The organism is Kitasatospora sp. NPDC092286, from assembly GCF_044755565.1.
GTDB lineage: Bacteria > Actinomycetota > Actinomycetes > Streptomycetales > Streptomycetaceae > Kitasatospora.
In genome coordinates this window covers 1-15,738 of sequence record NZ_JBIVRD010000007.1, presented here as the reverse complement: position 1 = coordinate 15,738, position 15,738 = coordinate 1, and the positions used below count along the sequence as shown (strand labels likewise).

Sequence of the window (15,738 nt, the reverse complement as noted above, 5' to 3'; positions counted from 1 at the left end):
CGGAGTGAGGAGTGTCGGCGGCGGGTCCGAGCGCCCGGAGGCGACCCGGGGGAAAAGAGGGACACGAGCGCCGGAGTGAGGAGTGTCGGCGGCGGGTCCGAGCGCCCGGAGGCGACCCGGGGGGGGAGAGGGCTACCGGGCCCCGCCCGTCGCGGCTATCGTCCGGACCATGTTTGCCGCCTACGCCGCACGAATCGACGCCGACGACCCGCTGAGCGGACTGGAGTCGGGTGAACTCCCGGAGCCGCAGGCCCGCCCCGGCTGGAGCCTGGTCACCGTCCGGGCCGCCAGCCTCAACCATCACGACCTCTGGTCGCTGCGCGGGGTCGGGCTGCCCGCCGAGCGGCTGCCGATGATCCTCGGCTGCGACGCCGCCGGTGTCGACGAGCACGGCAACGAGGTGGTCGTCCACTCGGTGATCGGCCAGACCGGCCACGGCGTGGGCCCGGACGAGCCGCGGTCCATCCTCACCGAGCGCTACCAGGGCACCTTCGCCCAGCAGGTGCTCGTCCCCACCTGGAACCTGCTGCCCAAGCCCGCCGAACTCAGCTTCGAGCAGGCCGCCTGCCTGCCCACCGCCTGGCTGACGGCCTATCGGATGCTGTTCACCAACGCCGGGGTCAAGCCGGGCGACACCGTCCTGGTGCAGGGCGCCGGCGGCGGCGTGGCGACCGCGCTGATCGTCCTCGGCAAGGCGGCCGGACTGCGGGTCTGGGTCACCGGCCGGGACGAGACCAGGCGCGACCGGGCGCTGGGACTCGGCGCGGACGCCGCCTTCGCGAGCGGCGCCCGGCTGCCCGAGCGGGTGGACGCGGTGATGGAGACGGTCGGCGCCGCCACCTGGGCGCACTCGGTGAAGTCGCTGCGCCCGGGCGGCACCGTGGTCATCTCCGGGGCCACCTCGGGAGCCAACCCGACCGCCACCGAGCTCAACCGGATCTTCTTCCTGGAGCTCAGGGTGGTCGGCTCGACCATGGGCAGCAAGGAGGAGCTGGCCGGGCTGCTCTCGCTCTGCACCACCGCCGGTGTCCGGCCGGTGATCGACTCGGTGCTGCCGCTCACCGAGGCGCGGGACGGCTTCGCCCGGCTCGCCAAGGGCGACGTCTTCGGGAAGATCGTCCTCACGCCCTGACGGCCCGGCCCGACGCGACCCACGCGGCGGGCCCGGCACCTCCCCCGAGGAGTGCCGGGCCCGCCGCATCGGCCGTCGGCCGGTGGCGGGTCAGCCCAGCAGCCGCCGCAGCCGCTCGCCCGCCGCACCCAGCACCGAGCGGGCCTCGGCCAGCCGGTCGGCGCTCACCCCGCCGTCCCGGGCCGCGTCGCGCACCTGGTCGCGGAAGCGGTCGAGCAGCCGCTCCAGCTCCCGGGCCGGGTCACCGGCCGGGTCGGTCGCCGTCCACGCCGGCAGGTCGGCCGGTACGGCGGCGGGCCCGCCGGTGCCGTCCTTGTCGAGGTCGATCCGGGTGACGGTGACCTGCTCGGCGGCCTGCTCGCTCCGCTCCTCCGCCGAGTGGCCCCAGCGGGCCGCGTCGGCGAGCCCGGCCAGACCCCTGGTCAGCTCGGACAGCCCCTCGGCCAGCCCGGTCGGCCAGTCGCCGCGGGCCGCGTGGTCACGGACCTGCTGCTCGACCCGGCGCTTGATCCGCAGCGCCTCCTGCTGCGCCGCCGTCCGCGCCGCCCGGGACTGCTCGCGCAGCCGGCGGGCCTCCTCCTCGGCGGCCTTCGCCTTGGCCTTGGCCGCCTTCTCCTGCTCCTTGGCGCGCTTGGCCTGTTCCCGCGCCTGCTTCTTGAACTGGGTGAACTCCTCCTTGGCGCGCTGCCAGGCGTCCTTGTCCCCCCACGGTCCGGCCCACGGGTCCCCGCCCCCGGCCTGCTCCGGCGCCTCCTGCTGCGCCTTCTTCGCCGCGCTCCACAGCTCCTCGCGCAGGTCCTTGGCGCTGTCCCGGACGTCCTCGCGGATCGCCCCGGCGAGCTGGGCCACCGAGTCGCGGATCTCCAGCTCCAGCTCGTCCAGCTCGCCCTGGCGGGCCGCCAGCTCGGTGCGGCCCGCGTCGGTGAGCCGGTAGACCTTGCGACCGCCCTCGGTGCTGTGCGCGACCAGGCCCTCCTGCTCCAGCTTGGCGAGCCGCGGGTAGACGGTGCCGGCCGAGGGCGCGTACAGGCCCTGGAACCGTTCCTCCAGCAGGCGGATCACCTCGTAGCCGTGCCGGGGGGACTCGTCGAGCAGCTTCAGCAGGTAGAGCCGGAGCCGGCCGTGGCCGAAGACGGGGCTCATGTCATGCCTCCTTGGTGAGGTCGGGGCCGGCCGGGAGCTCCTTGACGACCACCGGGCCGTCCTCCTCGGTGTCGGGGCGGCGCAGCACGGTGACGGAGCCCGAGACGGTGGTCACCGCGAGGCTGCCCTTGCCGTCGCCGAGCTGGCCGGAGAGTCGCTTGGCGCCCCAGGTGCCGCCGACCTTGAGCTGCTCGAAGGTGCTGGAGATGTCGCCGCTGTTGGTGCCGGCCTCGACCTTGGTGTCGGCCAGCGAGGGCAGCCGGACGCCGACCGGGCCGCTGACCGTGGTGACCTTGATGTCGGTCGGGGTGGCCGCGTCGAGGTCCAGGGTGACCGCGCCGGTGACGGCGTTGGCCTGCACCCTGTCGGCGGTGCCGGCGACCACGGTGAGCTTGCCGGAGACGGTGTTCAGCCGGAGCTGTCCGGCCACCGACTGGGCGTCCACGTCGCCGGTGACGGTGTTGATGTCGGTCCGGCCGGCCAGGCCGACCAGGGTGGTGTCGCCGTTGGCGCTCTGCACCGAGACGTGCCCGGCGATGCCCGAGACGGTGGTGTCCGCCGAGACGGCGCCCACCTTGACCTCGGCGGCGGCCGGCACGGTCAGGGTGATCCCGGCCACCCGCTTGCGCTTGAACGAGGCGAAGAACCCCTTGACCGAGTCGACCGACTTGAGCACCTCACCGAACTCGCTCCAGCCGCTGATGTCCTTGTAGGTGACCGTCAGGACGCCGTCCACCAGGGTGACGTGCAGCGGTTCGCCCTTGAGCTCGGTGACCTCCAGGCGGGCCGGCCCCTCGGCCGCCACCACGTTCACCGTGCCGTCGATGATCCGCACGTGCAGCGCGCGGACCGCTTCGTCGATGGTGATCCTGTCGGGTCCCTCGACCGTCCACTGGCTCATCTCTGCCGCCTCCCGTTGCGACTCACGATGTATCGCGTTCTCTTTTAAAGACGATATATCGCGTGACGGTGAAGTCAAGCGCCCCGATCCCGGAGCCGGACCCGGATCCGCCCCCTAGGGGTGAAGGGCGAGGGGCGCAGCGCGAAGGGCCCGGGAGACGGTGGTCTCCCGGGCCCTTCAGGCCCCTCGGTGGGGCGGTGTCAGCGGTCTACTCGTCGTCCTCGTCGTCGAGCCGGGCCAGCCAGGTGGCCAGCCGCTCGACCGGGATCTCGAAGTCGGGGTTGAGGTCGACGAACTCGCGCAGGCGCTCGGCCAGCCACTCGAAGGTGACCTCCTCGTCGCCGCGCCGGCTCGCCAGCTCCTCGATGCCGCGGTCGGTGAAGTACACGGTTCGCTCCGGTCAGACGGGAATTCGACCTGGTCAGGATAGACCCGGTTGGCCGTTGGCCCGCCAGGTGCCGAGGGTCACCCCGGCGGCCCCGGTGGTGGGGCCGGCGGCCTCCACGGCCGCGACCGCGGCGGCACCGCGAAACGGCCCGGGCCCCCGCGCGGTGTGCGCGGGGGCCCGGGCCGTTCGGTCCGACCGGGGGTCAGAGCGAGAAGATCTCCTCCAGGAGACCCAGCTGCTCGGCGGCGTGGCGCTTGGCCGAGCCGACCGCGGGGGCCGAGGAGGCCGTGCGGGCGACGCGGCGCAGGCGCGAGTCGCCGGCGCTGCGGCCGATGACGACCTCCAGGTGGTCGACCAGGTTCATCGCGATGAACGGCCAGGCACCCTGGTTCGCCGGCTCCTCCTGCGCCCAGATGAACTGGACGTCGTCGCCGTAGCGGCTCAGCTCCTCCTGGAGCTCGGCCACCGGCAGCGGGTAGAGGCGCTCGACCCGGACGATCGCGGTGTCGGTGATCCCGCGCTCGGCACGGGCCGCCTCGACGTCGTAGTAGAACTTGCCCGCGGTGATGACCACCTTGCGGACCTGCGACGGGTCGACGGTGGTGTCACCGATGACCGGGCGGAACGAGCCGGAGAGGAACTCCTCCGTGGCACTCGCCGCGGCCTTCAGACGCAGCATCGACTTCGGGGTGAAGACGACCAGCGGCTTGTGGTGCGGGTTGTGCGCCTGCCAGCGCAGCAGGTGGAAGTAGTTCGACGGCAGGGTCGGCATGGCGACCGTCATGTTGTTCTGCGCGCACAGCTGCAGGAAGCGCTCCGGGCGGGCGGACGAGTGGTCCGGGCCCTGGCCCTCGTAGCCGTGCGGCAGCAGCAGGGTGACGCCGGAGTGCTGGCCCCACTTCTGCTCGGCGGAGGCGATGTACTCGTCCACCACGGTCTGCGCGCCGTTGACGAAGTCGCCGAACTGCGCCTCCCACATGACCAGCGCGTTCGGGCGGGTCAGCGAGTAGCCGTACTCGAAGCCCATCGCCGCGTACTCGGACAGCAGGCTGTCGTACACGGTGTAGCGGGCCTGGTCCTCGGTCAGGTACAGCAGCGGGGTGTAGTCCTCGCCGCTGACCCGGTCGATCAGCACCGCGTGGCGCTGGCCGAAGGTGCCGCGGCGGCTGTCCTGGCCGGCCAGGCGGACCGGGTGGCCCTCCATCAGCAGCGAGCCGATGGCGAGGGTCTCGCCCATCGCCCAGTCGATGGTGTTGTCCTCGACCGAGCCAGCGCGGCGCTGCAGCTGCGGCAGCAGTCGCGGGTGGACGGTCAGCCAGTCCGGCAGGTTGACCTGCGAGGCGGCGATCCGCTTGACCATCTCCTGGGAGATGCCGGTCTGGATGCTGACCGGGAAGTCGGCCTGCGGCGTGCCGACGGCGGCCGGGGCCGGCGTCTGGGCGGCGTCGCGGACCTCGGCGAAGACCTTCTCCAGCTGGCCCTGGAAGTCCTGGAGCGCCTGCTCCGCCTCTTCCATGGTGATGTCGCCGCGACCGATCAGGCCCTCGGTGTACAGCTTGCGCACCGAGCGCTTCTTGTCGATCAGGTCGTACATCAGCGGCTGGGTGAACGACGGGTTGTCGGCCTCGTTGTGACCGCGGCGGCGGTAGCAGATGAGGTCGATCACGACGTCCTTGTGGAACGCCTGACGGAACTCGAAGGCGAGCCGCGCGACGCGGACCACGGCCTCCGGGTCGTCGCCGTTCACGTGGAAGATCGGGGCCTCGATCATCCGGGCCACGTCGGTGCAGTACATCGAGGAGCGCGAGGAGGCCGGGGCGGCGGTGAAGCCGACCTGGTTGTTCACCACGATGTGCACGGTGCCGCCGGTGCGGTAGCCGCGCAGCTGCGACATGTTCAGGGTCTCCGCGACGACGCCCTGGCCGGCGAAGGCCGCGTCGCCGTGGATCTGGATCGGCAGCACCGGGAAGGTGGTGCCGCCCTGGTCCAGGATGTCCTGCTTGGCGCGGGCGATGCCCTCGACGACCGGGTCCACGGCCTCCAGGTGGGAGGGGTTCGCGGCGAGCGAGACCTTGATGGTCTCGCCGTCCAGGCCGGTGAAGGTGCCCTCGGAGCCGAGGTGGTACTTCACGTCGCCGGAGCCGTGCATCGACTTCGGGTCGAGGTTGCCCTCGAACTCGCCGAAGATCTTGCCGTACGGCTTGCCGACGATGTTGGCCAGCACGTTCAGACGGCCGCGGTGGGCCATGCCGATCACGGTCTCGTCGAGGCGGTGCTCGGCGGCCGCGTCGATCGTGGCGTCCAGCAGCGGGATGAGCGACTCGCCGCCCTCCAGCGAGAAGCGCTTCTGCCCGACGTACTTGGTCTGCAGGAAGGTCTCGAAGGCCTCGGCCGAGTTCAGCCGGCGCAGGATGCGCAGCTGCTCCTCGCGCTCCGGCTTGGTGTACGGCTTCTCCAGGCGCTCCTGCAGCCACTTGCGCTGCGCCGGGTCCTGGATGTGCATGTACTCGATACCGACGGTGCGGCAGTACGTGTTGCGCAGCAGGCCGAGGATGTCGCGGAGCTTCATCATCCGCTGGCCGCCGAAGCCGCCGACCGCGAACTCGCGCTCCAGGTCCCACAGGGTGAGGCCGTGGGTGGTGACGTCCAGGTCGGGGTGCTTGCGCTGCTTGTACTCCAGCGGGTCGGTGTCGGCCATCAGGTGGCCGCGGACCCGGTAGGAGTGGATCAGCTCCATGACGCGCGCGGTCTTGTTGACCTCGTCGTCGTGGGTGGTGGCGACGTCGGTGGCCCAGCGGACCGGCTCGTACGGGATCCGCAGCGACTCGAAGATCTCGTCGTAGAAGCCGTTCTCGCCGAGCAGCAGCCGGTGGATCTCGCGCAGGAACTCGCCGGACGCCGCGCCCTGGATGACGCGGTGGTCGTAGGTCGAGGTCAGCGTCATGATCTTGGAGACGCCGAGGCGGGACAGGGTCTCCGGGGCGGAGCCCTGGAACTCGGCCGGGTACTCCATGGCGCCGACGCCGACGATGGTGCCCTGGTTCTGCATCAGGCGCGGCACGGAGTGCACGGTGCCGATGCCGCCGGGGTTGGTCAGCGAGACCGTGACGCCGGTGAAGTCGTCCATGGTCAGCTTGTTGGCGCGGGCCCGGCGGACGATGTCCTCGTAGGCCTGCCAGAAGCCGAAGAAGTCGAGGGTCTCGGCCTTCTTGATGGCCGCGACGACGAGCTGGCGGTCGCCGTTGGGCTTGACCAGGTCGATGGCCAGGCCCAGGTTCACGTGCTCGGGCTTGACCAGGAAGGCCTTGCCGTTCTCCACCTTGTAGCTGTGGTTCATGCCCGGCGAGGCCTTGACGGCCTGGACCAGGGCGTAACCGATCAGGTGGGTGAAGGAGACCTTGCCGCCGCGGGCGCGCTGCAGGTGGTTGTTGATGACAATGCGGTTGTCGATCAGCAGCTTGGCGGGCACCGCGCGGACGGACGTCGCGGTCGGCACCTCCAGCGAGGCGTCCATGTTGGTGGCGACGGCCTTGGCCGGGCCGCGCAGCTGGACTAGCTCGGGGCCCGCCGTGGCGGCCGGCGCGGCCGGAGCCGGGGCGGCGACCTTGGGGGCCGGCGGCGCGGCGGGGGCTGCGGCGAGCGGCGCGGGAGCCGGAGCCGGGGCCGCCGGGGCGGTCGCGGGTGCGGCCGGCGCGGCGGGAGCGGCAGCGGCGGGCGCGGGGGCGGCAACGGGAGTCGGCGTGGTGCCGACCGGGGTCGCGGCCTGGGTCACTGGGGTCACCTCGGTACCGGGCTTGTAGTCGGCGAAAAAGTCCCACCAGGCTCGGTCGACCGAGTTCGGGTCCTGGAGGTACTGCTGGTAGATCTCATCGACGAGCCACTCATTGGGGCCGAAGCCAGTGGAACTTGCCGAGCTATTGGGGGTTTCAGGGGACTGTGGCGACACGGCGGCAACCGCCCTCTTCCGCTTCCTTTTGGGATGTTTGGACAGCGGGGATTAAGGCTACGCCCCTGACCAGTGATCGCGCAGTCCCCGGGGCTCAGGCGTCGCCCAGATCACAGTGCTGACCTGCAGTTTGGCTGAAAATGTGCGTTAGAAAGCCGCATCGGAGGGGAAGCGATCACGGTCGATCAGTGCACATATCTGGACGAAACCGGACAAAGCATCCCGGAAGCACCGAATGATCTTCGTGTATGTCTGTGTCCGTCCTGTGACATGACGGCGAAGTCCGTCCGACGCGAATGCGACGAGGCTCACCGCGGACCGGGCAGCCGGACCTCGATCCGGCAGCCGCGGGCGGCCTCGGCCACCTCGATCCGGCCGCCGTGCAGATCCACCGCCCAGCGGGCGATGGCCAGCCCCAGACCGGTGCCGCCGTCGGCGCCGGGCCCCTGGGCGGTGGCGGTGCCGCTGCGGCTGAACCGCTCGAACACCCGGGTCCGGTCGGCCGGCGGGATGCCCGGGCCCTCGTCCTCGACCTCCAGCAGCAGGGCGCCCGGCTCGGCGCCGGGCCGGGCCCGGACCGTCACGGTGCCGCCGGGCGGGGAGTGCTTGCAGGCGTTGTCGACCAGGTTGGCGACCACCTGGTGGAGCCGCTCCGGGTCGGCGACGCCGGTCAGGCCTGCCGGGCTGACCTCCAGCGCGAGCCGGACGTCCCCGCGCCGGGAGAACGCCCCGCCCGCTGTCGCGCCGTCCACGGTGACCCCGCGCAGTACGCCGTCCAGGAACTCGCGCACCTCGAAGGAACGCGCGTCCAGGTCGACCACCCCGTCGTCGATCTTGGAGAGGTCGAGCAGATGGGTGACCAGCCGGCCGAGCCGCTCGGTCTGCTCCAGCGCGGCACCCAGGGTCGCCGGGTTCGGCTGGACGACGCCGTCGACGACGTTCTCCAGCACGGCGCGCAGCGCGGCGATGGGCGTGCGCAGCTCGTGCGAGACGTTGGCGACCAGTTCGCGGCGGTGGCGGTCGGCGGCCTCCAGGTCGGCCGCCATCAGGTTGAAGGCGGCCGCCAGCTCGCCGATCTCGTCGCGCGAGTTCACCTCGACCCGGCGGCTGTAGTCGCCGGAGGCCATCGCGCGGGCGGCGGCCGTCATGTCGCGCAGCGGGGCGGTCAGCCCGTGCGCGAGGAACTGCATGAAGAGCAGCGAGGCGATCATGGAGAAGACCATGATGATCCGGATCTGGGTCTCGGACCGGATGGCCACCACCACCATGCCGGTGGCGAGGAAGACCGAGACGATCACCAGCAGGGCGAGTTTGCCCTTGATGGAGCGGACCGGGTCGAGCGGCCGGATGTCGGCCCAGACCCGGCGGGCGGCGCGGGCGGCCAGGGTGGGCTGCCGCATGCCGGCGGTGTCCCCGTCGCGTTGCTGTGGAAAGGTCATTGGTCCCCTGTGCTTCCCCCGTGGGTGCTCCCCCCGCGCGGTTCGCGCGGCGGTCCGGGATGCGGGCCCCCCGGAGGCCCGGTGCCCGGTGACCCTAGGGGTGCGGGGCCTCCAGGGCGTATCCGACGCCGTGGACGGTGCGGATCCAGCTGGCGCCGATCTTCCGGCGCAGCGCCTTGACGTGGCTGTCGACGGTGCGGGTGCCGGAGGCGTCCGTCCAGTCCCAGACCTCGGCCAGCAGCTGCTCGCGGGTGAGCACCGCGCGCGGCTGGGCGGCCAGGCAGGCGAGCAGGTCGAACTCGGTCGGCGTCAGGTGGACGTCGCCCGAGGCCAGCCGGACCCGGCGCTGCACATGGTCGATCTCCAGCTCGCCGAAGCGCAGGCTGCCGAGCGCCGGCGTCCTGGCCGCCTGCTGGGCGCGCTCGACGCGACGCAGCAGCACGTTGACCCGGGCCGCCAGCTCGCGCATGGAGAACGGCTTGGTCATGTAGTCGTCCGCGCCGACGCCGAGGCCGACCAGCAGGTCCGTCTCGTCGTCCCGCGCGGTCAGCATCAGCACCGGGACCGGGCGCTGGGCCTGGATCCGGCGGCACACCTCCAGGCCGTCGAAGCCGGGCAGCATGATGTCGAGCACCACCAGGTCCGGCTGCCAGGTGTGGAAGCCGTCGACGGCGCCCGGGCCGTCGTGGGCGACTGCGACCTTGAAGCCCTCCGCGCCCAGGCGGGCCGCGATCGACTCGGCGATCGTCGGTTCGTCCTCCACCACCAGCACTCTGCGCTGGCTGCTCACCGTGCCGCCGCTGTTGGTGTTGTCCTGCTGAATTTCTGTCACGGTCACGCCACCGCCCCCAGGGCTGCGGGCCGGCCACCGATGGGGATGGCGGGGCTCCGCTCGTAGTCTTGTTCCGTCGTGGACTGTGCCGGGTCCGCCGTCCCGTCGCGCGCGGGGACCGGAGGGCGGGTGTCGACCGCCCACCTGTCCCGCACACTTCGCAGCGTACGGACAGCGGGTGCCTCCCGGCAGGTGGACCGGACGTTTCCGGCCCGTGGGCCGGCCGTCGGGGCCGTCCGCGGACCCACTCGCAAGTGGGCACGGGCCGATACCTTACCCGGCGATTTTTCACTCCGTAACGGTACGTATGCACCCGGGTTGACGTTGAGACGCCGGTCAGGACCCGTGCCGGCGCGTGAACGGAGAGAAGGTCTGGACCAATCCCGGGTGACGGGCGACCCCGGGCCCGGTGATCCTCACGGGGTTTTCCCAGCGGGCTCCCAGAACCTCGACGTACCGTGGTCACGAGATTGCCGAGGGTGGGATTTCCGGCGCGCGCCGGTACGTTGGCACCGGGTGTGAACCGGTGTCTGCGGATCTGAGCGGAGGCGGCATGGCGGAGTGGCGGCAGGGTGCGGTACCGGCCCGCTCCCGCCCGGCGCCGCCCGCCGGGCCGCCGTACGGCCTGCTGCGGCACGGCCTGCGGGCCGGGGTGGCCGAGTGGGTGCTGGCCCGGGTGCCGACGCCGCGGCGCAACCCTTTCGCGCTCGGCTACCTGGCCGCGGTCGGGGCCACCACCACCTTCGCCAGGCTCGCCGATCCGGAGCTGGTGCTGCGCCTCCAGGAGGCGTCCAGTTCGGACGGGCACAACCTGTTGCACCACCCCGTGCGCGCGCTGCTCTTCAGTGGCTTCTGGGTGGCGGGGCCGATCTGGATGCCCTACCTGTGGGCGTTCGCCTTCACCGTCGCGCCGCTGGAGCGCCGGGTCGGGGCGGCCCGGGCGGCGGCGGTGTTCGCGATCGGGCACATCACCGCCACGGTGCTCTCCCAGGCGGTGGTGATCACCGCCGTGGCGACCGGCCGGATGGAGTCCGAGGCGATGGACTACCTGGACATCGGCGTCAGCTACGGCGTGCTGGCCAGCCTCGGCGCGCTGGCCGGGCTGCTGCCGCCGCGCGGGCGGCTGCTGGCGCTGGGCGGCGTCGGAGCGATGATCGCCGACCAGATCCTCACCGACCGGGACCTGGTCACCGGGATCGGCCACCCGGTCGCGGTGCTCGCCGGGGTGGTGCTCTGGCGCTGGCTCCGGCGGGACGGGGGCGGCAGGCTGCGGCCGCGCCGGCTGCGTACGCCGGCCGCCTCCGCGGCCTCCGCCTCCGGGCCCGGCGGGGCCGCGGTGCTGGACCGCGGGTAGCCCCGCGCGGGGCCTGGGCCAGGCGTTTTTGACAGCCCGGGCCGCAGCCTTCCCTGTTCGCTCACGGCGAACAAGGCCTCGGGAACATCCGGTGCCCGCGAAACCTTAGTCAGGTCAACTCAAGTTCGCTGACTGGGGAGAGATCATGGCATCGACGTCCACACCGCTCACCCTGCCCGTGCTGCCGCTCGACGACGAGGTCGTGCTCCCGGGCATGGTCGTCCCGCTGGAGCTCAAGGACACCGAGGTGCGCGCCGCCGTCGAGGCCGCCCGGGCGGCGGCCACCGGCACCGGCAAGCCCCAGGTCCTGCTGGTCCCGCGGGTGGACGGCTCGTACGCGGCGGTCGGCACCCTCGCCACCGTCGAGCAGGTCGGCCGGCTGGCCGACGGGGATCCGGCGGCGCTGGTCCGCGCCGTCCGCCGGGCCCGGATCGGCGTCGGCACCACCGGTCCCGGCGCCGCCCTCTGGGTGGAGACCACGCCGTTCCGGGAGTCCTCGGCCGGCACCCCGGTGGCCGGACGCGCCGCCGAGCTGGTCAAGGAGTACAAGACGCTCTCCACCCAGTGGCTGCGCAAGCGCGGCGCCTGGCAGATCGTCGACCGGGTCGCCCAGATCGAGGGCGTCGGCGAGCTGGCGGACAACATCGGCTACGCCCCCTTCGCCACCGCCGAGCAGAAGCTCAAGGTGCTGCTGGAGGCGGACCAGGTGGTCCGGCTGGAGTACGCGCTCGGCCTGCTGCGCGACCACCTCGCCGAGGAGGAGGTCAACGACACCATCCGCAAGGACGTCGAGGAGGGCGTCGCCAAGCAGCAGAAGGAGTTCCTGCTCCGCCGGCAGCTGGAGGCGGTCCGCAAGGAGCTGGCCGAGCTGAACGGCGACCCGGCGGACGAGGAGGGCGACTACCGCGCCCGGGTCGAGGCCGCGGACCTGCCCGGGAAGGTCCGCGAGGCGGCCCTCAAGGAGGTCGACAAGCTGGAGCGCTCCTCCGACCAGTCGCCCGAGGGCTCCTGGATCCGCACCTGGCTGGACACCGTCCTGGAGCTGCCCTGGAACGAGCGCACCGAGGACGCCTACGACATCGCCGGCGCCCGTGCGGTGCTGGACGCCGACCACTCCGGCCTGGCCGACGTCAAGGACCGCATCGTCGAGTACCTGGCGGTGCGCAAGCGCCGGGCCGACCAGCGGACCGGGCCGGCCGCGAGCCCCCAGGAGCAGCCGGGTGGCGGCGCGCGCCGGGCGGGCGGGGGCGCGGTGCTGGCGCTGGTCGGCCCGCCCGGCGTCGGCAAGACCTCGCTCGGCGAGTCGGTGGCCCGCGCCATGGGCCGGAGGTTCGTCCGGGTCGCGCTCGGCGGTGTCCGGGACGAGGCGGAGATCCGCGGTCACCGGCGCACCTACGTCGGCGCGCTGCCCGGCCGTCTGGTGCGCGCCATCAAGGAGGCCGGCTCGATGAACCCGGTCGTCCTGCTGGACGAGATCGACAAGGTCGGCTCCGACTTCCGGGGCGACCCGGCGGCCGCCCTCCTGGAGGTGCTCGACCCGGCGCAGAACCACACCTTCCGCGACCACTACCTGGAGGTCGAGCTGGACCTCTCGGACGTGGTCTTCCTCGCCACCGCCAATGTGCTGGAGGCCATCCCCGGGCCGCTGCTCGACCGGATGGAGCTGGTCCGCCTGGACGGCTACACCGAGGACGAGAAGGTCGTCATCGCCCAGGACCACCTGCTCCCGCGCCAGCTGGAGCAGGCCGGGCTGAAGGACGGCGAGGTCACCGTCGACGAGGAGGCGCTGCGCCGGCTGGCCGGCGAGTACACCCGCGAGGCCGGCGTCCGGAACCTGGAGCGCTCGATCGCCCGGGTGCTGCGCAGGATCGCCACGCAGAGCGAGCTGGGCGAGCGGGAGCTGCCCGCCGCGATCGGCGCGGGCGACCTGCGCGCCCTGATCGGCCGCCCGCACCACGTGCCCGAGGCGGCCCAGGAGCCGGCCGAGCGGCGCACCGCCGTCCCCGGCGTGGCCACCGGCCTCGCGGTCACCGGCGCCGGCGGCGACGTCCTCTTCATCGAGGCGTCGCTCGCCGACGCCGAGACCGGCGGCACCGGGCTCACCCTGACCGGGCAGCTGGGCGACGTGATGAAGGAGTCCGCGCACATCGCGCTCTCCTACCTGCGCTCGCGCGGCGCCGAGCTGGAGCTGCCGGTCACCTCGCTGCGCGACCGCGGCGTGCACCTGCACGTCCCCGCCGGGGCCGTCCCCAAGGACGGGCCGAGCGCCGGCATCACCATGACCACCGCGCTGGCCTCGCTGCTCTCCGGCCGCAAGGTGCGCACCGACGTGGCGATGACGGGCGAGGTGTCGCTGACCGGGCGGGTGCTGCCGATCGGCGGGGTGAAGCAGAAGCTGCTCGCCGCCGACCGGGCCGGGGTCACCACGGTGATCATCCCCAAGCGGAACGAGGCCGATCTGGACGACGTCCCGGCCGAGGTGCTGGAGCGGCTCACCGTCCACCCGGTCGCGGACGTCCGGGAGGTGCTGAGGCTGGCCCTGGAGCCGGCCGAGGTGCTGGTCGCCGCCTGACGGTGGGCAGCGGTCCGGGCGTCACCCGGCCCGGCCGCCGGACGGGAGGGGGCGGCAGACCTCGTGCCAGACTGCGAGGATGCCGTCCCCCACGCAGCGAGCCCTGGCCAGGGTGCCGGCCCGTCTGCGCCCGTTCCTGGTCAGGCACCGCAGGCTGGTGAAGGTCCTGCTGGTCGGGGCCTCCTGCTTCGTGCTGACGACGGTGATCAACTTCTCGCTGAAGTTCACCCTGCTGGAGCGGAAACCGGTGGTGGCGCTCACCATCGCGACCGTGGCCGCCACGGCGGTCTCCTACGTGCTGAACCGCCGGTGGTCCTTCCGGGCGGTCGGGCGCCGACGCGAGGCCGCACTGTTCTTCCTGGTCAGCGTGGTGGCGATCGTCGTCAACGACATCCCGCTGATCCTCTCGCGCTACCTCCTGGACCTGCGCGAGCCCCAGGTGAGCGCCCTCACCCAGGAGGTGGCCGACTTCCTCAGCGGGATGGTCGTCGGCACCTTCGTCGCGATGCTGTTCCGCTTCTGGGCGATGCAGCGCTGGGTCTTCACCCGCCTCGCCCAGCCCGTCGCCCGGATGGAGCAGCAGCCCCAGCGGACCTCGTGACGGTGGCCCGGAGCGGCCCCTCCGCGCCCGGCCGACCGCTCCGGGCCACCGGGGCCAAACGCGATTACGCTGCAAACGTCCGGCCCCATGGGCACGGTGCGCGGCAGTCGAGCGGGTGAGGGCGATGCGCGAGACGGACGGTCCCCGGACCGGACCCGCCAGCCAGCAGGGCATGCGCCGGGCCAATCTGGCGCTGGTGCTCGGCGCGATCGCGCGCTCCCCGCGCTCCCGGGCCGAGGCGGCCGCGGAGACCGGGCTGACCAGGGCGGCCGTCTCCTCGCTCGCCGAAGAGCTGATCGCCGCAGGTCTGGTGGTCGAGGAGGGCACGGCCACGTCCAGCGGCAAGGTCGGCCGACCCGGTACCGCGCTGGGCCTCAACCCGCGGGGGCCGGGCGGCATCGGCGCCGAGATCGGCGTGGAGCACCTCGGCGCCTGCGTGGTCGACCTGCGCGGCGAGGTCCGCGCCTGGCGCCGCCAGGAGATCCGCAACCGCGGCCGGCGGCCCGCCGCCGTGATGGCCGACCTCGCCGAGCTGCTGCGCCGGGCCGCCGACGACGCGGGGCTGCGCCCGGCCGGGCTCGCGCTGGCCGTCCCCGGTCTGGTCGGTGCCGGGGGCGGGGTGCTCCAGCGGGCCGCCAACCTGGGCTGGCAGGACGTGCCGATCGCGGCCGAGCTGCGGCTCGCGCTGCGGGCGGCCAACGCGGAGCAGCTGGCCGAGCTGCCGGTGGACGCGGACAACGAGGCCAACCTCGGCGGGCTCGCCGAACTCTGGCTGGGCGGCGGACCCGACCACTTCCTGCACGTCTCGGCCGAGGCCGGCGTCGGCGCGGCGATCGTGATCGGCGGCCGGCTGCTGCGCGGGGCACGCGGTTACGCGGGCGAGCTGGGCCATGTGCCGGTCCACCCGGACGGACCCCGCTGCGCCTGCGGGGCGTACGGCTGTCTGGAGCAGTACGCGGGGGAGGCGGCGGTGCTGCGGGCGGCTGGTCTGGAGGGGGTCCGGGGCGACTGGGTGGCGCTGCTCGCCGAACGGGCCGAGGCCGGGGACGAGGAGGTGCGCGTCGCGCTGGCCGGGGCCGGGACGGCGCTGGGCATCGCCTCGGCCGGGGCGGTCAACCTGCTCGACCCGGCCGAGGTGGTGCTGGGCGGCGGCTACGCCCAGCTGGCGCCCTGGCTGCTGCCGTCGATGCGCGCCGAGCTGGCGGCCCGGGTGACCGTCCGCCCCTGGTCGGAGGACCGGCTGAGGGTCTCCCGGCTGGGCCGCCGCGGCCCGCTGCTGGGGGCCGCGGTCGGCGTGGTGCGGGCGATCGTCGCGGACCCGGGCCGTCTGGCGGACTAGGGCGCGTATTCGGTCGTGATCAATCTGTGTGATTCACCTTCGCGGCGGGTCCTGATCCGGTAGACCGTGGTGTGTGACGCGAGCGCAACTG

General features: G+C 73.0%; 11 protein-coding genes. 5 read left to right on the top strand and 6 right to left on the bottom strand.

Features of this window, described 5'->3' with window-relative positions:
• The first annotated feature begins 169 nt into the window (after nucleotides 1–169).
• Nucleotides 170–1,132: a zinc-binding dehydrogenase gene (locus ACIQIB_RS08920; protein ID WP_400757375.1), complete on the top strand. Its 963-nt coding sequence runs from the start codon at nucleotides 170–172 to the stop codon at nucleotides 1,130–1,132.
• Nucleotides 1,133–1,222: 90 nt separating this feature from the next.
• Here the strand turns inward: ACIQIB_RS08920 and ACIQIB_RS08915 are convergent, their stop codons facing one another.
• From ACIQIB_RS08915 to ACIQIB_RS08890, 6 genes are all read right to left on the bottom strand, one after another.
• Nucleotides 1,223–2,275 carry a helix-turn-helix transcriptional regulator gene (locus tag ACIQIB_RS08915; protein WP_400655240.1) on the bottom strand — a complete coding sequence of 351 codons (1,053 nt, stop codon included), beginning with the start codon at nucleotides 2,273–2,275 and terminating at the stop codon, nucleotides 1,223–1,225.
• 1 nt (nucleotide 2,276) lies between these two features.
• Complete coding sequence (locus ACIQIB_RS08910; RefSeq protein WP_363604722.1) at nucleotides 2,277–3,176, bottom strand: DUF4097 family beta strand repeat-containing protein; 900 nt, start codon at nucleotides 3,174–3,176, stop codon at nucleotides 2,277–2,279.
• A 208-nt stretch (nucleotides 3,177–3,384) separates the two neighbouring features.
• A complete protein-coding gene (locus ACIQIB_RS08905; RefSeq protein WP_073926358.1) occupies nucleotides 3,385–3,564 on the bottom strand; it encodes a DUF6104 family protein in 180 nt (59 codons plus the stop codon).
• 202 nt (nucleotides 3,565–3,766) lie between these two features.
• Nucleotides 3,767–7,510, bottom strand: coding sequence for a multifunctional oxoglutarate decarboxylase/oxoglutarate dehydrogenase thiamine pyrophosphate-binding subunit/dihydrolipoyllysine-residue succinyltransferase subunit (locus ACIQIB_RS08900; protein ID WP_363604724.1), 3,744 nt, complete (start codon nucleotides 7,508–7,510; stop codon nucleotides 3,767–3,769).
• A gap of 308 nt (nucleotides 7,511–7,818) precedes the next feature.
• Nucleotides 7,819–8,910 carry an ATP-binding protein gene (locus tag ACIQIB_RS08895; protein WP_363604726.1) on the bottom strand — a complete coding sequence of 364 codons (1,092 nt, stop codon included), beginning with the start codon at nucleotides 8,908–8,910 and terminating at the stop codon, nucleotides 7,819–7,821.
• A 133-nt stretch (nucleotides 8,911–9,043) separates the two neighbouring features.
• Nucleotides 9,044–9,781, bottom strand: a complete 738-nt coding sequence (locus tag ACIQIB_RS08890; RefSeq protein ID WP_400655246.1) for a response regulator transcription factor — start codon at nucleotides 9,779–9,781, stop codon at nucleotides 9,044–9,046.
• A gap of 553 nt (nucleotides 9,782–10,334) precedes the next feature.
• On the opposite strand from ACIQIB_RS08890, the gene ACIQIB_RS08885 reads away from it, so the two are divergent.
• The 4 genes from ACIQIB_RS08885 (at nucleotide 10,335) to ACIQIB_RS08870 (ending at nucleotide 15,647) form a co-directional block, all read left to right on the top strand.
• Complete coding sequence (locus tag ACIQIB_RS08885) at nucleotides 10,335–11,135, top strand: rhomboid-like protein (protein ID WP_363604728.1); 801 nt, start codon at nucleotides 10,335–10,337, stop codon at nucleotides 11,133–11,135.
• A gap of 145 nt (nucleotides 11,136–11,280) precedes the next feature.
• Complete coding sequence (gene lon, locus ACIQIB_RS08880; RefSeq protein ID WP_400757373.1) at nucleotides 11,281–13,707, top strand: endopeptidase La; 2,427 nt, start codon at nucleotides 11,281–11,283, stop codon at nucleotides 13,705–13,707.
• A 79-nt stretch (nucleotides 13,708–13,786) separates the two neighbouring features.
• Nucleotides 13,787–14,308 (top strand): GtrA family protein, encoded by a 522-nt coding sequence (locus ACIQIB_RS08875; protein WP_363604731.1) that lies wholly within the window; start codon nucleotides 13,787–13,789, stop codon nucleotides 14,306–14,308.
• Nucleotides 14,309–14,432: 124 nt separating this feature from the next.
• Complete coding sequence (locus tag ACIQIB_RS08870) at nucleotides 14,433–15,647, top strand: ROK family protein (protein ID WP_400757371.1); 1,215 nt, start codon at nucleotides 14,433–14,435, stop codon at nucleotides 15,645–15,647.
• Nucleotides 15,648–15,738: the final 91 nt, after the last annotated feature.